We start from the raw sequence: 17,507 nt of genomic DNA, 5'->3' as shown, positions 1-17,507 counted from the left end.
TCTTTTGCTACTGGCTACTCACTACTTCCTACTCACTGTTTCGCCTTCTCATCGCCCGGCAGGACGTAGTCCGTCCCTTCCCATGGCGAGAGAAAATCGAAGTTCCTGAATTCCTGCTTCAATTCCACCGGCTCGTAGATCACGCGCTTGGCTTCGTCGTCGTAGCGCACCTCGACGAAACCGGTCAGCGGGAAGTCCTTGCGCAGGGGATGGCCCTCGAAACCGTAGTCCGTGAGGATGCGGCGCAGGTCCGGATGGCCGGAGAACAGCACGCCATAGAGATCGTAGGCCTCGCGCTCATACCAGTCGGCGCCGGGATAGACAGCGGTGAGCGACGGCACCAGCGTCTCTTCGTCGGCCTGCACCTTGATGCGGATGCGCAAATTCTGCTTCGGCGAAAGCAAATGATAGACGACATCGAAACGCTTGACGCGCGACGGGTAGTCGGCGCCGCAGATATCGATGATCGAAATGAACTGGCAGCCCGAATTGTCACGCAGGAAGCTTGTCACCTCGATCAGATTGTCTGTAGCAACCGAGATCGTCAGTTCGCCATAGGCAAGCACCGCATCGGTGACGCGGCCCGGCAGCTTTTCGCCGAGATAGGTCGACAGTTCGCTCAGGGATGCGGCCATGGGTCTACCGTTCGATCGTGCCGGTGCGGCGGATCTTCTTCTGCAGGAGAAGAATGCCGTAGAGCAGCGCTTCGGCGCTCGGCGGGCAGCCGGGCACATAGATGTCGACCGGCACGATGCGGTCGCAGCCGCGCACCACCGAATAGGAATAGTGATAATAGCCGCCGCCATTGGCGCAGGAGCCCATCGAGATGACGTAGCGCGGCTCCGGCATCTGGTCGTAGACCTTGCGCAAAGCGGGGGCCATCTTGTTGGTCAGCGTTCCCGCCACGATCATTATGTCCGACTGGCGCGGCGACGCGCGAGGAGCCACGCCAAACCGCTCCGAATCATAGCGCGGCATCGAGGTGTGGATCATCTCGACGGCACAGCAGGCGAGACCGAAGGTCATGAACATCAGCGAGCCGCTGCGTGCCCAGGTGATCAGCGCCTCGGTCGAGGTGACCAGAAAACCCTTGTCGGCCAGTTCATTGTTGATCTCGAGGAAGAACGGATCGTCGGAACCGACCGGACGTCCGGTATTGGGGTCGATCAGGCCTTTGGGCTTCGGCGCGACGAGCGTTCCGGAACTGTCGTTCAATCCCATTCCAGCGCTCCTTTTTTCCACTCATAGGCAAAGCCGATGGTCAGCACCGCCAAAAACACCATCATCGACCAGAAACCGAGCATGCCGATCTTCGAGAACGACACCGCCCACGGAAACAGGAAGGCCACTTCCAGATCGAAGATGATGAACAGGATCGACACCAGGTAGAAGCGGATGTCGAATTTCATCCGGGCATCGTCGAACGAGTTGAACCCGCACTCGTAGGCGGAAAGCTTCTCCGGATCGGGATTGCGATAAGCCACCAGGAACGGCGCGATGATAAGCGCCAGGCCTACAACTGCGGCCACGGCGATGAAGAGGACGATGGGCAGGTATGAACTGAGGAGTACGTTCATGCTCGGCTTTCCGTTGGCGGCCAATCCACTTTGATTACAGCAACCAACCCTAATGCGGAAGCGCGACAGTTTAACCGCTGAACCGTTTTAGGTGCCTTTGCTGCAACGCGGCGAGGGTTAGCGCACGGCTTTCAGCGAAGCAAGTCAAACCTTGTTCAAAAGACAGTGCTGGACGGCAGGCCGGGAAAAACTGGTCCGATCTCCTCCTGTTTGATTTCCTTCATCTTTCACTCCACTTTTGTCTCCTGACACATCTCCCGCCATTTGCCTGCTAGCATGACCGGAATCGCCGGCTAAAGTCGGGAAAATGGTTCGAGGCAAGACACTTTGACGAAGGACAAAATCTCACTCCCCGCGGCCAGGCGCATCGCGCTCGCCGCGCAAGGATTTCTCGATCCCCGCCCGGTCGGCACGCCCGATCGCCGCCACCTCGCCCGCGTGCTGTCGCGCACCGGCTTGCTGCAGATCGATTCCGTCAGCGCGGTGGTGCGCGCCCACTATATGCCGCTCTATTCGCGGCTTGGCCCCTACCCGCTGGCTTTGCTCGACAATGCGGCCATCACCCGCAAACGCACGGTGTTCGAATACTGGGCGCATGAGGCCTCGTTCCTGCCGGTCGAGACCTACCCGCTGATGCGCTGGCGCATGCAGCGGGCCGAGCAAGGCGACGAAATGTATCTCGGCCTCGCCAAATGGGGCCGCGAGCACGCCGCCTATATCGAAGAGATCTACCGCGCGGTCGCCGAGCGCGGCCCGATTGCCGCTTCGGCACTGGAAGGCCAGAAAGGTTCGGGCGGCTGGTGGGGCTGGAGCCACGCCAAGCACGCCTTCGAATGGCTCTTCTGGGCCGGACGCATCACCACGGCGCACCGCCGTGGCTTCGAACGCTTCTATGACCTGCCCGAGCGCGTGCTGCCGCAGGCGATCCTCGATCTGCCGGTGCCGACCGCCGAGGACGCGCACCGCGAATTGCTGCGCATTTCTGCCCGCGCCCACGGCATCGCGACGTCGGGTGACCTGCGCGATTATTTCCGCTTGTCGCCGGCCGACATGAAGGGCCGGTTGGAGGAACTGGTCGAGATGGGCGAGTTGCTGCCGGTAAACGTCGAAGGTTGGGACAAGCCGGCTTACCTCTATAGGGACGCCCGCCTGCCGCGAAAGATCGAGGCCCGCGCCTTGCTGGCCCCCTTCGATCCGGTGGTCTTCGAGCGCGCGCGCACCGAGCGTCTCTTCGATTTCCGCTACCGCATCGAGATCTACACCCCGGCCGACAAGCGGCAATATGGCTATTACGTGCTGCCTTTCTTGCTCGGCGACAAGATCGTCGCCCGCGTCGACCTCAAGGCCGACCGGCCTGCGAGTGTCTTACGCGTCCACGCCGCCTATGCCGAAGCAGGCGCACCGCCTGAGACCACCGCACAGCTTTTCGAGGAACTAAAGGAGATGCAGGGCTGGCTTGGCCTTGAGCGCATCGAAGTGACGCCGGCCGGCAATCTGGGGCCGGCATTGGCTAGCGAGAGAGATGGCCAACCCTTGCAGCGTCTGTCATAGACGCCTCAATAAGCCTCGTAGGTTGTGCAATGGCATCGGACAAAGTGCTCGACATGATCCATGGCGCCCTCATTGCGCATGGAATAGATGCAGTCCGCAGAGATAGGGACGTCATGCTCCAATCGAAGCAGCTTCGGTTTGAGGCTGAGGTGTTCGAGACGAGTTCTGACCGGCTGGTCCTGGAAATCTACATTTTTTCTCCGCTGCTTGATGTTCAGCCGGTCATTGAATCCTTTGCTGGCTTCGGCGACACGCGCGAACAGGAACTGAACCAGGCGTTTGAAAAGTTTCTCCGTGGTGTTTTCCATGTGGCCATTGAGGGACTGGCCGATCACGTCTGCGAGAACATGCAGGCCGAAATAGAGCTTTGGCAGCGAAGCAGCGCCAGTTGGAAGATCTGGCGAAAAGATGCCCGCTGGAAAATCTATAGCGGCCCGGTCATTTCCCAGGCCACAACCGAGCTATGCTCGCTGACACCAGGCTATCCAGCATTCTATGCCAAGCTGGAAAAGCTGTTCACAGCTTCGGTACCCCCCGGAAGCCATTTTGTCCGGACCTTTCTGGCAGGCTTGAAGGGCACGCTGATTAGTGCCGAAGTCCTTCTGGACAACGCGGTTTGGCATGAGGGACAGAATCTGGCTGTCGGTCATGACTGGGACTATAGCGATGGCTATCAAGCTATCCGACAGGTCATCCTGGCACTGCCGGAAGCCGGGACATGACAGCCCCTGCCGACATCGCCATGTCGTAGCCGTGCGTTGACACCGCTGCCTGCAAAAGCCTAAAATCCGCTCCAGACGGTCCCCTGCCCCGCAACGGCAAGGGCCAAGAGGGAATGCGGTGCGGGACGAAAAAATCCCAAATCCGCGGCTGTCCCCGCAACTGTAAGCGAAGAGCCAAGGCCGAAAGCCACTGGGTAACACCGGGAAGGCGGCTAACCAAGGCAATGACTCGCGAGCCAGGAGACCTGCCGTCTGAGACAAAGTATCCGATCGCCTGGCGGGTTTCCGGGCAAGGAGCACGGTTTTTGGACCAGAACAGCAGTTTTTCGGCTGGCACAACGGACATTGCGTCCGGCGACAACGACGCCCTGACCGGCGTGACCGTCATCGTCTGCGCCTCCTGCCGCGATGAGACCGGTTCCGACGCCCATCCGCGCGCCGGCGAATTGCTGGCTGAGGACACAGGCCGCGCCGCTGCCGGCGATATCCGGGTCCGCACCGCCGAATGTCTCGGCAATTGCAAGCGCCGCCTCAGCGCCGCGATCCTGCGCGATGGCTGCTGGAGCTATGTCTTCGGCGATCTGACCGCAACCAGCGGCGCCGACCTCGTTACCGGCGCAAAGCTCTTCGCGACTTCGGCCGACGGCCTCATCCCGTGGCGCGGCCGGCCCGATAGCCTCAAGCGCGGCCTCGTTGCCCGCATCCCACCCCTCGACATGCTGAAGGACTGACGATGAACGCTTCAAACCCGGCCGCCAACCTCTCCCGTGTTCCCTGCACTGTCGTTACAGGCTTCCTCGGCGCCGGCAAGACGACGCTGGTCCGCCATCTCCTGGAAAATGCCGGCGGCAAGCGCATCGCCATCATCGTCAACGAGTTCGGCGACATCGGCATCGACGGGGAAATCCTGAAAGGCTGCGGCATCGACACCTGCCCCGAGGAAAACATCGTCGAACTGGCCAATGGCTGCATCTGCTGTACAGTCGCCGACGATTTCGTGCCCGCCCTCGACAAGATCCTCGCGCTGACACCGAAGGTTGACCACATCCTGATCGAGACCTCGGGCCTGGCTCTGCCCAAGCCGCTGGTCCAGGCGTTCCAGTGGCCGAGCGTGAAGAGCCGGGTAACCGTCGACGGTGTCATCGCCGTGGTAGACGGCCCGGCGCTGGCCGAAGGCCGCGTCGCCAACGACATGGACGCTTTGCAGGCACAGCGCGCTCAGGACGAGACGCTCGACCATGACGATCCTGTCGAAGAAGTGTTCGAGGACCAGATCGCCTGCGCCGATTTGATCATCCTGTCGAAGAGCGATCTGATGGACGCCCCCGGTTCGGCCCGCGCCAACGCCATCATCAATGAACATTCCGCCCGCGCGGTAAAAATCGTGCCGACTGCGCATGGCAAGGTCGACCCGTCGGTGCTGCTTGGCCTCGGTCTCACCGTCGAAGACGACATCGAGAACCGCAAGTCGCATCACGACGGCGCTTTCGATCATGAGCATGACGATTTCGACACCTTCATCGTCGACATCCCCTCGATCGCCAATCCCGACGACCTGGCCAAGCGCGTCGCCACCGCCGCCGAACAGGAAAACGTGTTGCGTGTAAAAGGCTTCGTCGATGTCGGCGGCAAGCCGATGCGGCTTTTGCTGCAGGCCGTCGGCCCGCGCGTCAATCATTACTATGACCGCGCCTGGGCGGCTGAGGACGACCGCCGCTCGCGTCTTGTCGTCATTGGCCTGAAAGGACTGAACCGCCCGGCGATCGAGCGTATACTCGCCGGCTGATCCAAACCACGAGCCGAAATGCATATACTCACCACCACATCCGCCTCGCTCGACGATCTCGCCGAGCCCGTCGATCTCGGGCAGACGCCGGCGGATATCGTGGCGCTGTCCTTCACCGACAGCGACCTCGCCGGCCTCGCGGCGGCGTGGAAGGCCGATGCCGCCCGCCTGCCGTCGATGCGGCTGGCGGCGCTGCGCGACCTGCGCCATCCCATGTCCGTGGACCTCTGGATCGACAGCGTCGCCCGCCACGCCAAGGTGATTTTGGTGCGCATCCTCGGCGGCTACGACTGGTGGCGCTATGGCTGCGACCAGCTTGCCGCGACTGCCCGTGCGAACGGCATCAAGCTGGCGCTGCTGCCGGGCGAGAGCCACGACGAGGATCTCAGGCTGATCGAAGCCTCGACGCTGCCCCGCGCGGAGCTGGACGGCCTGCTGGGCTATTTCCGCGAGGGCGGGCCGGAGAATATGGCAGCGCTGATGCAGCGGCTGGCGGGGTTGGCTGGGCAGGATGCGGCGGCGGCTGAGCCGGTCAGCGTGCCGAAAGCTGGTTACTACGAGCCTGGCCGCGGCGTCGTAGGCAAGTTGGATTTTGCCGATGTCGGCGTTCCTTCACACCCCCCTCTGTCCTGCCGGACATCTCCCCCGCAAGGGGGGAGATCAGCCGGCGCGGACCTCGGCACTTTTTCTGCCCAGCCGATAATAGATTCCTCTGCAACATCCCCGATTGGCGAAAGCGTCGATGAGAGCACAATCTCCCCCCTTGCGGGGGAGATGTCCGGCAGGACAGAGGGGGGTGGGCGGGAACTCGGCGCAGACAACATCAACTCTCCCATCATCCCCATCCTCTTCTACCGCTCGATGCTGCTGGCCGCCGATGTCGCGCCAATCGATGCCCTCTTTGATGCACTCCGCCAGCGCGGCATGAGACCGGTCCCGATCTTCGTCTCCAGCCTCAAAGACCCGACCTCCCTGGCCTTCGTCGAAACCGCACTGGCCTCGCTCAACCCCGCCGCCATCATCACCGCAACCGCCTTCGCCTCCGGCGCCGAACCCGGCGTCCAAACCCTGTTCGACCGCGCCGGCGTGCCGGTCTTCCAGGTCATCGTCGCCACCACCCGCCGCGACGTCTGGGACAACAACCAGCGCGGCCTGGCGCCCGCCGACCTCGCCATGCATGTCGTGCTGCCCGAACTCGACGGCCGTATCCTTGCCGGCGCGATTTCCTTCAAGGGCGAGAGCGAGACCGACCCGGCGCTCGGCCACCGCGCTTTCGCCAACCGCCCGGAACCGGATCGCGTGGCGCAAGTGGCGGACAGGCTAGCGGCGTTCACACGGTTGCAGCAGACGCCCCGCGCGACGCGTAAGTTGGCGATCCTCATTCCGGACTATCCGAGCGCGCCCGGCCGCACTGGCTATGCAGTGGGCCTGGATGTGCCGTCCAGCGTGCTGGCCATGCTGCATGACCTGAAGGAGCAGGGCTATCGCGTTGACGGGATTCCAGAAACGCCGCGTGCGCTGCTGGATGCGTTGGGGCGGAGCGATGGTGGGCTGGGGCTGGATGAGTATCTGGACTTCTCAAAGGATTTGCCGGCTGAGGCACTGGCTGCAGTCGAGGCGGCATGGGGCGCTCCTTCACCCTCCCCCTTGTGGGGAGGGTCGGTTCGCGACATTCGCGAAGCGGATAGCGCGAAACGGGGTGGGGGTAGCGGTGCACCACCCCCACCCGGCGCTGCGGGCCACCCTCCCCACAAGGGGGAGGGTAAGAGCGGCTTCCCCTTCCGCGCCGCCACCTTCGGCAACATCACTGTCGCTCTCGCCCCCGACCGTGGCCGCTCGGCCGACCGCCGCGCCGATTACCACGACCCGACGCTCCCTCCCCGCCACAACCTCATCGCCTTCGGCCTGTGGCTGCGCAAATCGCTCCGCATCCATGCTCTCATCCATGTCGGCGCTCATGGCACGCTGGAATGGCTGCCCGGCAAGACGGTAGCGCTCTCACAAAACTGCTTCCCCGAGATCGTCACCGGCTCGTTGCCCGTCATTTACCCCTTCATCGTCTCCAATCCCGGCGAAGCGGCGCAGGCGAAGCGGCGTATCGCCGCCGTCACGCTTGGCCATCTGCCGCCGCCGTTGACCGGTGCCGGCCTCGACGAAGGGCAGCACAAGCTCGAACGCCTCGTCGACGAATACGCCCAGGCCGACGGCCTCGACCGCCGCCGCCGCGATCGTCTGGCCAAGCTGATCGTCGACACGGCGCAAAAGACCGGCTTCGCCTCCGAAGCCGGCGTCGCCGGAACCGATGCGCCCGACGAGGCGCTGCGCCGCATCGACGCCTGGCTCTGCGACCTCAAGGATTTCGCCATCAAGGACGGCCTGCACATCTATGGCCGCGCTCCCGACGACGAGCCCGACGCCATGCGCGTGCAAAGCGCGGAGGCCGAGAAAGCCGCGCTGCTGGCGGCGCTCGACGGCCGCCACGTCAAGGCCGGCCCGGCCGGGGCGCCTGCGCGTGGCCGCTCCGACGTGCTGCCCACCGGCCGCAATCTCTTCACCTCCGATCCGCGCACCATGCCGACGCCGACCGCCTATGATCTGGGCCGATCGGCAGCGGAAGAAGTCGTGCGCGGCTACATGCAATCGCATGGCGACTGGCCGCGCTCGCTGGTCATCGACCTCTGGGGCTCGGCCTCGCTGCGCACTGGCGGCGAGGAGATCGCGCAAGGCCTGGCGCTGATGGGCTGCCGGCCGCAATGGGACAGTGCCACCGGCCGCATCACCGGCATCGAAGTGCTGCCGCCGGCCACGCTCGGTCGCCCGCGCGTCGATGTCACCTGGCGCATTTCGGGCCTGTTCCGCGACATGTTCCCGACCCAGATCGCGCTGATCGACGCCGCTGCCAACGCCGTTGCCGCGCGCGACGAGGACGATTCGGAAAACCCGCTCGCCGCCAGAACCCGTGCCGATGGCAAGATCGGCCCGCGCATCTTCGGCACCTCGCCCGGCACCTATGGCGCCGGCGTCGAGGACCTGTTGTCGAGTGGCGACTGGGCCGCGCGCGAAGAAATCGGCCGCGCCTATCTCGATGCGACATCGCATGCCTATGGCGGCGCCGAGGGCGAAGGCATCGCCTCCCCCGGCGCTTTCGAGACCCGCATCGCCGAGGCCGATCTGCTGGTCCACACCGGCGACGATCCCGGCCGCGACATTCTCGAGGGCTCCGCCGACGTCGCCTTCATCGGCGGCTTTTCGGCCGCCCTTGCGGCATTGGGCCGAAATGCCGACGTCATCGTGCTCGACACCACCGACCCGCAAAAGCCGCAGCCGCGCTCGGTCGGCGAGGCTGTGTCGCGGGTTGTGCGGGCGCGAGCCGTCAATGCGCGTTTCATCGCCGGCCAGATGCGGCACGGCCCACGCGGCGCCTCGGAATTCGCCGAGACCGTCGACCGTCTCATCGGTTTCGCCGAAACCACCCACGCCATTTCAGGCGCGGTGATCGAGGCTGTGCATGACGCCTATGTCGGCGACGCCAATGTTCGCGCTTTCATCCTGCGCGAAAACCCGGCCGCAGCCAAAGTCATCGCCGAACGCTTCCTGTCGGCGCGCCGGCGCGGGCTGTGGCATCCCTTGCGCAACGCGATCGACGACGATCTCGCGGCGTTGATCGCCGAGGCCGAGGCGCTCGGAGTCGCGGCATGAACGCCTTCTCGCGCCGCGGCGCCTGTCCGGCTCTCTCGGCGCCGATGCAGACCGGCGATGGCCTGCTGGTGCGGCTTAATCCTGTAGCTGGAGGTCTTTCGCCCAAGCTTTTGATCCGACTCGCCGAATCCGCCCTGCGGCACGGCAACGGCATCATGGAAGTGACCGCACGAGGCAGCCTGCAGATACGCGGCCTGACAGCGGAAAGTGCTGGGCTGCTGGCGGCGGAGGTGGATGCGCTGGGCATCGCCGTGCGTACCGGCGTGCCGGTCGAGACCGGGCCGCTGGCCGGCATCGATCCGCGGGAGATTGCCGATCCGCGAGCTTTGGCTGAGCGGATCAGGGCTGCGGTCGAGGAAGCTGGGCTGACGCCAAGGCTCGGACCGAAGGTGTCGGTGGTTGTCGATGGTGGCGGGCAGCTGACGATGGATGGGGTGACGGCTGATGTCAGGCTGAAGGCGGTGCGGGTGGGCGGCAACGTTATGTGGGCTTTGTCTGTTGCCGGCGACGGTCAAAGCGCGAGGCCGCTTGCGACGGCCGATGAGGATGCAGCGCGCGATATTGCGGTTGCTGTGCTGAGGATGGTTGCCGAGAAGGGGCGTGACGCACATTCTCGGGATTTGTCGGAGAGGCAATTGGCCTCTCTTGCAAGCTGGCATTCCTTCGCGCCCCCCTCTGTCCTGCCGGACATCTCCCCCTCAAGGGGGGAGATCAGCAGGGTCGCCGGCGGCTCTCCACTTTCCACGCTGAAAATTGGCGAAATCGCCCACGAAGACGCAATCTCCCCCCTTGAGGGGGAGATGTCCGGCAGGACAGAGGGGGGTGTGCAGGATCGCCGGCCTATCGGTCTTTTCCCCTTATCCAACGACACCACCGCTCTCGGCATAGCCCTCCCCTATGGCAGCATGCCGGCCGAAAAACTCATCGCCCTCGCCCAAAGCGCCCTGTCCCTCGGCGTCGCCGAAATCCGCCTCGCCCCAGGCCGCGCCTTGCTGTTCCTCGGCCAACCGTCGTCCGCAAACCACCCCCTGCGAGCCACCGCCGCCGCCCTTGGCTTCGTTACCACCGCCGCCGACCCGCGCACCCGCATCGCCGCCTGCCCCGGCACTCCTGCCTGCGCATCCGGACAAATCGCCACGCGCGATATTGCCGAGACAATCGCCGCCGAAAACGCTGATATCCTCGACTTCACACTGCACATTTCCGGCTGCGCCAAGGGCTGCGCTCACCCCGGCTCTGCCGCGCTAACAATCGTCGGCGGCGAAAACGGAGCCGGACTTGTCGTGAACGCGACGGCAAAGGCCCTTCCTGCGGGCTACAGGCCGGGCTATGACGCCGCACGCGGCGTCAGCAGCGTCGCGGCGATGGTCCGCAGCGCACGATTTCAGGGCGAAACCGCCGCCGCTTGCCTGACAAGGCTCGGGCCGGCGGCAATCGCCGAAAGCTACCGACAGGAATAAGCATGGCCGCCTACGATTACATCCATGACGGCAACGCCATCTATGAGCGCTCTTTTGCCATCATCCGCGCCGAGGCCGATTTGTCCCGCTTTTCCGAGGCCGAGGCCGACGTTGCCATCCGCATGATCCATGCCTGCGGCCAGGTCGAAGCATCAAGTCATTTTGTTTTCTCCAGCGATTTCGTCGCCGCCGCCCGCAGCGCCTTGACGGCCGGCGCACCGATCTTCTGCGACGCCGAAATGGTCTCGCATGGCGTCACCCGCGCCCGGTTGCCGGCCGGCAACGAGGTGATCTGCACCTTGCGCGACCCGCGCACGCACGACATCGCCAGGCAGATCGGCAACACCCGCTCGGCCGCGGCAATCGATCTGTGGGGCGAGCGTATGGCCGGTTCGGTGGTCGCCATTGGCAATGCGCCGACGGCACTGTTCTATCTCCTGGAAAAATTGCGCGACGGCGCGCCGAAGCCGGCAGCCATCATCGGCATGCCGGTCGGCTTCGTCGGTGCCGCCGAATCCAAGGATGCGCTGGCCGAAAACTCCTATGGAGTGCCCTACGCCATCGTGCGCGGCAGGCTTGGCGGCAGCGCCATGACCGCAGCCGCGCTCAATTCGCTGGCGAGGCCCGGCCTGTGAACGCAGCTGTCAAAGAAGATCTGGCAAAAGGCCGCCTCGTCGGCGTCGGCACGGGGCCTGGCGACCCCGAGCTGCTGACGCTGAAGGCCGCGCGCGTTCTGGCCGAGGCCGATGTCGTCGCCTACTTCGCCAAGCGCGGCAACAACAGCAATGCGCGCGCCATCGTCGAGGCGCGCTTCCGGCCGGATATGCTGGAACTGCCGCTGCTCTACCCCGTCACCACCGAGATCGACAAGGATCACGACGACTACCGTTCGCAGATCACCGATTTCTACGAGGAGTCGGCCGAGAAGGTCGCCGACCACCTCGAAGCCGGCCGGATGGTCGCCGTGCTCTCCGAAGGCGACCCGCTGTTCTACGGCTCCTACATGCACCTGCATGTCCGGCTGGCACACCGCTTCCCGACCGAAGTCATCCCCGGCGTCACCGCCATGTCGGGCTGCTGGTCGCAGACCGGCGTGCCGATCGTCCAGGGCGACGATGTGCTGACGGTTTTGCCCGGCACGATGAGCGAGTTCGAGCTGACGCGCCGTCTCGCCGACACCGACGCCGCCGTCATCATGAAGGTCGGCCGCAACCTGCCCAAGATCAGGCGGGCGCTGGAGGCCACCGGCAAGATCGCCCGCGCCGTCTATGTCGAGCGCGGCACCATGGCCGGTAGCATCTCGATGAAGCTTGCCGACAAGCCGGACGACAAGGCCCCCTATTTCGCCATCGTGCTGGTCGCCGGCTGGTCCGGCCGGCCTGGCGTTATGGGAGCCAAGCCATGAGCGGCCGCCTCACCGTCATCGGCCTTGGGCCCGGCAATGCCGATCAGGTGACGCCGGAGGCGAGCCGGGCCGTGGCGCAGGCAAAATTCTTCTATGGCTACAAACCTTATCTCGACCGGCTTGATCTTCGCACCGACCAAACCCGCGTCGCCTCGGACAATCGCGAGGAACTCGCCCGCTCCAAGGACGCGCTGGTCAAGGCCGCCGAGGGCCATGACGTCGCCGTCGTTTCCGGCGGCGATCCCGGCGTCTTTGCCATGGCCGCCGCGGTCTGTGAGGCGATCGAGGCCGGTCCGGCCGAGTGGCGCGCGGTCGATGTCGCCGTCGTGCCGGGCATCACTGCGATGCTGGCTGTCGCCGCCCGCATCGGCGCCCCGCTCGGCCATGATTTCTGCGCCATCTCGCTATCCGACAATCTGAAGCCGTGGGAGCTGATCGAACTGCGCCTGCTCGCTGCCGCCGGCGCCGGCTTCGTCATCGCGCTCTACAATCCGATCAGCAAGGCGCGCCCCTGGCAGCTCGGCCGTGCCTTCGAATGCCTGCGCGCCATCCTGCCCGGCACCACGCCGGTCATCTTCGGCCGCGCCGCCGGCCGCCCGGACGAGCGCATCGAGGTTTTTCTGTTGGCCGATGTCGAGGCGGAAAGGGCCGACATGGCGACCTGCATCATCATCGGCTCGCCGGAGACACGGATCATCAAGCGCGGTGACAAACCGGCGCTGGTCTACACACCGCGTTCCGCGACGGGGTCGAGACCATGATCGATCATCGCGGCCAATGCTTCGACAGTTTCGGCCGACGGCACCTCCGGCAGGATGGGCCTGCGCACCATCACCACCTCGATACCGAGCGCCCGCGCCGCCGCGATCTTGCCGTAGGTGGCCTCGCCGCCGCTGTTCTTGGATACGACGACATCGATGCGGTGCTCCTCGAGCAGCGCGCGTTCATCCGCCTCGCGAAACGGCCCACGCGCCAGCAGGTAGGTCGCATCCGGCACCGCCAGTTTCGGCTCGACCGGATCGACGCTGCGGACAAGGTAATGATGCTGCGGCGCCGCCTCGAAAGCCGCGACCTCCTGCCGGCCGAGCGCCAGGAAGGCACGGCGCGGCGGCGATCCAAGCGCGTGCACCGCATCGCCTGTCGTATCGACCTGCGTCCAGCGGTCGCCATCTATTGGCTCCCAGCCAGGGCGGCGCAAAGCAAGGATCGGCACAACCGAAGTGCGCGCGGCTTGCGCCGCATTGGCGGAAATTCGCGCGGCATAGGGATGCGTCGCGTCGATCAGCAGATCGGTTCGCGTCTCCTTCAGATAGGCCGCCAGCCCGTCGGCGCCGCCAAAGCCGCCGCTGCGCACCGGCACGCCTTGCGCGACCGGGCTTTCGGTACGGCCGGCCAGCGACAGGGTGACGAGGAAATCTTCCACCAGTTTTCCGGCCAATTGGCGCGCTTCTGTCGTGCCGCCAAGGATCAGAATCTTCTTCATGAGCACCATGTTGAACAGCGTCTGCGCTGCCCCTCACCCCTACCCTCTCCCCCTGAAGAACGGGGAGAGGGAGGCGTCAGCGCCGGAGCGTCTCCCTTCTCCCCGTCACTACACGGGGAGAAGGTGCCGGCAGGCGGATGAGGGGCGGCGCGACATGTCAAAAAAACAGCCCACGCCAAAATGGCTTGCAATCGTCGGCATCGGCGAGGACGGTTTAGCGAGTCTCGGCGACGAGGCCAAGCGGCAGATCGCTGACGCCGAGACCGTCTTCGGCGGCAAGCGGCATTTGGCGCTGGTGGCTTCGCTCATCAAGGGTGAGCAGCGCCCATGGCCGGTGCCATTCGATGCCGGCATGGCAGACGTGCTGGCGCTGGCCGGCCGGCGCGTCTGCGTGCTCGCCTCCGGTGATCCATTCTTCCACGGGGTCGGCGCCACCCTTGCCCGCAAGGTCAAGCCTGAAGAGATGCATGTCATCCCCGCGCCATCGGCGATTTCGCTGGCTGCCGCCCGGCTCGGCTGGGCGTTGCAGGACATCGAGACGATCTCGCTGCATGGAAGGCCGCTCGACCTGATCCGGCCGCTGCTGCATCCCAGGGCGCGCATCCTGGCGCTGACATCGGACGGCGACGCACCAGCGACAATAGCGCGCCTGCTCGTAGAGCTCGACTTCGGCGCTTCGCGGCTGACGGTTTTGGAAGCGCTGGGCGGACCGAACGAGAAGCTTCGCTCGGCACGTGCCGACGCTTTCGACGTCAGAGACATCAATCCGCTCAACGTGCTGGCGCTTGAGCTTGAATCGACACAAGAGGCCCGCATCCTGCCGCTGAGCGTTGGCCGCGCCGACCATCTGTTCGAGCATGACGGCCAGATCACCAAGCACGACATCCGCGCCATGACGCTTGCGGCGCTGGCGCCGAGGCGTGGCGAATTGCTGTGGGACATCGGCGCCGGTTCCGGCGCCATCGGCATCGAATGGATGCTCGCTCACCCCTCGATGCGCGCCATCGCCATCGAGGCCAACAGCGACCGCGCCGCCCGCATCGTCCGCAACGCCGCGCATTGCGGCGTGCCCGGTCTTGTCGTGGTGGAAGGGTCGGCGCCCAAGGCACTGGCCGGGCTGGACACGCCGGATGCGATCTTCATCGGCGGAGGTGGCAGCGACGCCGGCGTACTGAACGCCGCCATCAAGGCGCTGCCATCCCGTGGCCGTCTCGTTGCCAATGCGGTGACGCTGGAGATGGAGGCGCTGCTTCTCGCGGAGCACATCAAGCGCGGCGGCGACCTTACCCGCATCACCATTTCCCGCGCTTCTCCTGTCGGTTCGATGCAGGCCTGGCGCCCGGCCATGCCGGTCACCCAGTGGAGCTGGGTGAAGCCATGATGGTGGCGGGCATCGGCAGCCGGAAGGGCGTGAGCGTCGAAGACGTGCTCGCGGCGATCGAAACCGCCCTCGAAGCGCACGGGCTGGCGATAACGGCGCTGTCGGCCTTGGCGACCGCCGCGCTCAAGAAAGACGAAGAAGCGATCTCTGCCGCTGGCCGCACGCTCAACCTTCCCGTCATCATCGTTGATGACGCAGCACTTCAGGCCGTCTCGTCGGAGGCACTCAGCAAATCCGATCTCTCGCAGGATCTCGCCGGCACACCCTCCGTCTCAGAAGCCTCCGCCCTTGCCGTTGCCGGCCCCGGTGCAAAGCTGCTTGGTCCACGCACCGTGCTCGGCCCGGTCACCTGCGCCATCGCCATCAGCGGAGACGCGCCATGACCGTGCATTTCATCGGCGCCGGTCCCGGCGCCCCCGACCTCATCACACTGCGCGGCGCCAAGCTGCTGGCAAGCTGCCCGGTCTGTCTGCATGCCGGCTCGATCGTCGCGCCGGAATTGCTGCAACACTGCGCACCGGGGACCAAACTGATCGATACGGCGCCGATGTCACTCGACGAAATCGAGGTCGAATATGTGACAGCCCACCAGGCCGGCCACGATGTCGCCCGCCTGCATTCCGGCGACCTCTCGGTGTGGAGCGCCGTGGCCGAGCAGATCCGCCGGCTGGAAAAACACGGCATTCCTTACACGCTGACGCCGGGCGTTCCCTCTTTCGCCGCCGCAGCCGCAGCCCTTCGCCGCGAACTGACCATTCCCGAGGTGGCGCAAAGCCTGGTGCTGACCCGCGTCTCCGGCCGCGCCTCGAAAATGCCGCCGGGCGAAACGCTGGCCGGCTTCGGCCGCACCGGCGCCACACTGGCCATTCATCTCGCCATCCACGCCATCGATCGCATCGTCGCCGAATTGTCGCCGCATTATGGCGGCGATTGCCCGGTGGCGATCGTCTTTCGCGCTTCATGGCCGGACGAGCGCGTGCTGACCGGCACGCTAGCGACCATCGAGGCACTGCTCGCCGCCGACCCGATGGAGCGCACGGCGATCATCTTCGTCGGCCGCTCGCTGGCAGCGGAAGGTTTTGGCGAGAGTTCATTGTACGACGCCCACTATCAGCGGCGTTTCCGGGGACGGGACGGATTGTGAGCGGTAAAAGCGAAAACACCACGCTCGAACAGGCCCTTGCCCGGCTGAACTTCAAGCCGCGCCGGCTTGAGCCGGGCCATGTCTGGCTGGCCGGCGCCGGCCCCGGCGATCCCGGCTGCCTGACGCTGGAAGTGCTGGCGGCATTGGCCGAGGCCGACGCTGTGGTCTATGACGCGCTGGTCTCCTCTGACGTTGTCGCCGTTGCGGACAATGCCCAGCTGTTCTTTGCGGGAAAGCGCGGCGGCAAGCCGTCGATGAAGCAGGACGACATCACCGCTTTGCTGGTGCGGCTGGCGCGCGATGGCCGCCGCGTCATCAGGCTGAAGGGTGGCGATCCCTATATTTTCGGCCGTGGCGGCGAAGAGGCGCTGGCGCTGGCGCGCGAAAAAATCCCGTTCCGCGTCCTGCCCGGCCTGACATCGGGGCTGAGCGCGCTGGCCGCCACCGGCATTCCCGCAACCATGCGCGGCATCAACAAGGCGATCATCCTGGCGACAGGTCATGCCGCCGGCACAGATGACGATCTCGACTGGGGCGCGATCGCCCGCACCGGCCAGCCGGTGGTCATCTATATGGGCATGGCCAATCTGCCTGTTATCGCCGCGTCGCTGCTCGAAGGCGGGCTGGCGCCGTCGACGCCGGCGGCTGTCATCGTTTCGGCGACGACACCGCAGGAGCGGACCGTCGTCGCGACACTCGCCACCATTTCCGAAGCGGCCGCCGCGGCGGAATTGGCCTCGCCGGCCCTCATTGTCGTCGGCGGCATCGTCGCCATGCGCGCAGCACTGGCGGGTAACGCATGACCCGCGCCATCATCATCGGCGCGCCGCGTTCCGGCTCCGGCAAGACCAGCGTCACCATCGGCATTTTGCGCGCGCTCGCCCGGCGCGGCATCAAGGTGCGCGGCGCCAAGTCCGGCCCCGACTATATCGATCCGGGTTTTCATACCGCCGCAACTGGCCTGTCCGGCGTCAACCTGGACAGCTGGGCGATGTCGCCTGACCTGCTCAACGCGTTGGCCGGCAATGCCACCGAGGATGCCGATTTTATCTTCCTCGAAAGCGCGATGGGCCTATTCGACGGCATCCCGGCCGGACAAGGCCGCACCGGCTCGGCCGCCGATCTGGCGCGGCTCTACCACCTGCCGGTGCTTTTGGTGCTCGACGTCTCGGGACAGTCGACGCCCGCGGGCCCCCGCGCCCAACCGTTTTGGAACCAACCCCCCCCGGGTGGGCGGGGCGGCGAAGTGGGCACGCCCGAACGCCCCGCGCCCCCCCCCCCCGCGGAAATAAACAACAA

At 65.4% G+C, this 17,507-nt stretch carries 18 protein-coding genes and 1 riboswitch; of the genes, 14 read left to right on the top strand and 4 right to left on the bottom strand.

Annotation, left to right across the window (positions count from 1 at the left end; translation table 11 throughout):
• Positions 1–32 precede the first annotated feature (32 nt).
• Genes NKH54_RS30050 through NKH54_RS30040 form a run of 3 tightly spaced genes read right to left on the bottom strand, consistent with a single transcriptional unit; the run spans position 33 to position 1,577 of the window.
• On the bottom strand, positions 33–635 hold the full coding sequence (locus NKH54_RS30050; RefSeq protein ID WP_023685194.1) for an NADH-quinone oxidoreductase subunit C: 603 nt from the start codon (positions 633–635) through the stop codon (positions 33–35).
• A gap of 4 nt (positions 636–639) precedes the next feature.
• Complete coding sequence (locus NKH54_RS30045; protein ID WP_023670824.1) at positions 640–1,221, bottom strand: NuoB/complex I 20 kDa subunit family protein; 582 nt, start codon at positions 1,219–1,221, stop codon at positions 640–642.
• Positions 1,212–1,577 carry an NADH-quinone oxidoreductase subunit A gene (locus NKH54_RS30040; RefSeq protein WP_023670825.1) on the bottom strand — a complete coding sequence of 122 codons (366 nt, stop codon included), beginning with the start codon at positions 1,575–1,577 and terminating at the stop codon, positions 1,212–1,214. Before NKH54_RS30040 ends, NKH54_RS30045 begins: the two co-directional genes overlap by 10 nt.
• A gap of 327 nt (positions 1,578–1,904) precedes the next feature.
• On the opposite strand from NKH54_RS30040, the gene NKH54_RS30035 reads away from it, so the two are divergent.
• The 9 genes from NKH54_RS30035 to NKH54_RS29995 all read left to right on the top strand — a co-directional run bounded on the left by NKH54_RS30035 (position 1,905) and on the right by NKH54_RS29995 (position 12,961).
• The gene (locus NKH54_RS30035) at positions 1,905–3,128 is read left to right on the top strand and encodes a winged helix-turn-helix domain-containing protein (protein ID WP_352629119.1); all 1,224 of its coding nucleotides are present in this window, start codon (positions 1,905–1,907) and stop codon (positions 3,126–3,128) included.
• Positions 3,129–3,157: 29 nt separating this feature from the next.
• The gene (locus tag NKH54_RS30030) at positions 3,158–3,850 is read left to right on the top strand and encodes a DUF6348 family protein (protein WP_023690307.1); all 693 of its coding nucleotides are present in this window, start codon (positions 3,158–3,160) and stop codon (positions 3,848–3,850) included.
• A 59-nt stretch (positions 3,851–3,909) separates the two neighbouring features.
• Positions 3,910–4,117, top strand: a riboswitch (cobalamin riboswitch).
• Positions 4,118–4,155: 38 nt separating this feature from the next.
• Positions 4,156–4,581: a DUF1636 family protein gene (locus NKH54_RS30025; protein ID WP_023685191.1), complete on the top strand. Its 426-nt coding sequence runs from the start codon at positions 4,156–4,158 to the stop codon at positions 4,579–4,581.
• 2 nt (positions 4,582–4,583) lie between these two features.
• Positions 4,584–5,636, top strand: coding sequence for a cobalamin biosynthesis protein CobW (gene cobW, locus NKH54_RS30020; protein ID WP_023685190.1), 1,053 nt, complete (start codon positions 4,584–4,586; stop codon positions 5,634–5,636).
• 18 nt (positions 5,637–5,654) lie between these two features.
• Entirely contained in the window at positions 5,655–9,335 is a 3,681-nt protein-coding gene (gene cobN, locus NKH54_RS30015; protein ID WP_353029547.1) for a cobaltochelatase subunit CobN, read from the top strand.
• Positions 9,332–10,795 carry a precorrin-3B synthase gene (gene cobG / locus NKH54_RS30010; protein ID WP_353029546.1) on the top strand — a complete coding sequence of 488 codons (1,464 nt, stop codon included), beginning with the start codon at positions 9,332–9,334 and terminating at the stop codon, positions 10,793–10,795. Before cobN ends, cobG begins: the two co-directional genes overlap by 4 nt.
• 2 nt (positions 10,796–10,797) lie before the next feature.
• Entirely contained in the window at positions 10,798–11,430 is a 633-nt protein-coding gene (locus tag NKH54_RS30005; protein WP_353029545.1) for a precorrin-8X methylmutase, read from the top strand.
• Positions 11,427–12,200, top strand: a complete 774-nt coding sequence (locus NKH54_RS30000) for a precorrin-2 C(20)-methyltransferase (protein ID WP_031251632.1) — start codon at positions 11,427–11,429, stop codon at positions 12,198–12,200. The genes NKH54_RS30005 and NKH54_RS30000 overlap by 4 nt, the downstream gene beginning before the upstream one ends.
• Complete coding sequence (locus NKH54_RS29995; RefSeq protein WP_023727701.1) at positions 12,197–12,961, top strand: precorrin-3B C(17)-methyltransferase; 765 nt, start codon at positions 12,197–12,199, stop codon at positions 12,959–12,961. Before NKH54_RS30000 ends, NKH54_RS29995 begins: the two co-directional genes overlap by 4 nt.
• Here the strand turns inward: NKH54_RS29995 and NKH54_RS29990 are convergent.
• Complete coding sequence (locus NKH54_RS29990) at positions 12,925–13,683, bottom strand: cobalt-precorrin-6A reductase (protein WP_032905140.1); 759 nt, start codon at positions 13,681–13,683, stop codon at positions 12,925–12,927. The two genes, NKH54_RS29995 and NKH54_RS29990, sit on opposite strands and share 37 nt — an antisense overlap.
• Positions 13,684–13,837: 154 nt before the next feature.
• On the opposite strand from NKH54_RS29990, the gene NKH54_RS29985 reads away from it, so the two are divergent.
• The 5 genes from NKH54_RS29985 to NKH54_RS29965 form a co-directional block, all read left to right on the top strand.
• Positions 13,838–15,064 (top strand): bifunctional cobalt-precorrin-7 (C(5))-methyltransferase/cobalt-precorrin-6B (C(15))-methyltransferase, encoded by a 1,227-nt coding sequence (locus NKH54_RS29985; protein ID WP_023733815.1) that lies wholly within the window; start codon positions 13,838–13,840, stop codon positions 15,062–15,064.
• Positions 15,061–15,447, top strand: a complete 387-nt coding sequence (locus tag NKH54_RS29980; RefSeq protein ID WP_023690940.1) for a cobalamin biosynthesis protein — start codon at positions 15,061–15,063, stop codon at positions 15,445–15,447. Before NKH54_RS29985 ends, NKH54_RS29980 begins: the two co-directional genes overlap by 4 nt.
• Entirely contained in the window at positions 15,444–16,208 is a 765-nt protein-coding gene (cobM, locus tag NKH54_RS29975) for a precorrin-4 C(11)-methyltransferase (protein ID WP_353029544.1), read from the top strand. Before NKH54_RS29980 ends, cobM begins: the two co-directional genes overlap by 4 nt.
• A complete protein-coding gene (cobA, locus tag NKH54_RS29970) occupies positions 16,205–17,011 on the top strand; it encodes a uroporphyrinogen-III C-methyltransferase (protein ID WP_023746870.1) in 807 nt (268 codons plus the stop codon). The genes cobM and cobA overlap by 4 nt, the downstream gene beginning before the upstream one ends.
• On the top strand, positions 17,008–17,507 hold a 500-nt coding region (locus NKH54_RS29965; protein WP_502907579.1), incomplete at its 3' end, for a nucleotide-binding protein. The genes cobA and NKH54_RS29965, both read left to right, overlap by 4 nt.

Source organism: Mesorhizobium sp. M1004 (assembly GCF_040318795.1).
Taxonomy (GTDB): domain Bacteria; phylum Pseudomonadota; class Alphaproteobacteria; order Rhizobiales; family Rhizobiaceae; genus Mesorhizobium.
This window is presented reverse-complemented; position numbering and strand designations above follow the sequence as displayed.

What these genes read in the sequence shown, in the direction of transcription:
- cobN (WP_353029547.1), top strand. Translation starts at nt 5,655, where the DNA reads ATGCATATACTCACCACCACATCCGCCTCGCTCGACGATCTCGCCGAG.
- cobW (WP_023685190.1), top strand. Translation starts at nt 4,584, where the DNA reads ATGAACGCTTCAAACCCGGCCGCCAACCTCTCCCGTGTTCCCTGCACT.
- NKH54_RS29980 (WP_023690940.1), top strand. Translation starts at nt 15,061, where the DNA reads ATGATGGTGGCGGGCATCGGCAGCCGGAAGGGCGTGAGCGTCGAAGAC.
- cobM (WP_353029544.1), top strand. Translation starts at nt 15,444, where the DNA reads ATGACCGTGCATTTCATCGGCGCCGGTCCCGGCGCCCCCGACCTCATC.
- NKH54_RS29995 (WP_023727701.1), top strand. Translation starts at nt 12,197, where the DNA reads ATGAGCGGCCGCCTCACCGTCATCGGCCTTGGGCCCGGCAATGCCGAT.
- NKH54_RS30030 (WP_023690307.1), top strand. Translation starts at nt 3,158, where the DNA reads ATGGCATCGGACAAAGTGCTCGACATGATCCATGGCGCCCTCATTGCG.
- NKH54_RS30040 (WP_023670825.1), bottom strand. Translation starts at nt 1,577, where the DNA reads ATGAACGTACTCCTCAGTTCATACCTGCCCATCGTCCTCTTCATCGCC.
- NKH54_RS30005 (WP_353029545.1), top strand. Translation starts at nt 10,798, where the DNA reads ATGGCCGCCTACGATTACATCCATGACGGCAACGCCATCTATGAGCGC.
- NKH54_RS30045 (WP_023670824.1), bottom strand. Translation starts at nt 1,221, where the DNA reads ATGGGATTGAACGACAGTTCCGGAACGCTCGTCGCGCCGAAGCCCAAA.
- NKH54_RS30050 (WP_023685194.1), bottom strand. Translation starts at nt 635, where the DNA reads ATGGCCGCATCCCTGAGCGAACTGTCGACCTATCTCGGCGAAAAGCTG.
- NKH54_RS29985 (WP_023733815.1), top strand. Translation starts at nt 13,838, where the DNA reads ATGTCAAAAAAACAGCCCACGCCAAAATGGCTTGCAATCGTCGGCATC.
- NKH54_RS29990 (WP_032905140.1), bottom strand. Translation starts at nt 13,683, where the DNA reads ATGAAGAAGATTCTGATCCTTGGCGGCACGACAGAAGCGCGCCAATTG.
- cobG (WP_353029546.1), top strand. Translation starts at nt 9,332, where the DNA reads ATGAACGCCTTCTCGCGCCGCGGCGCCTGTCCGGCTCTCTCGGCGCCG.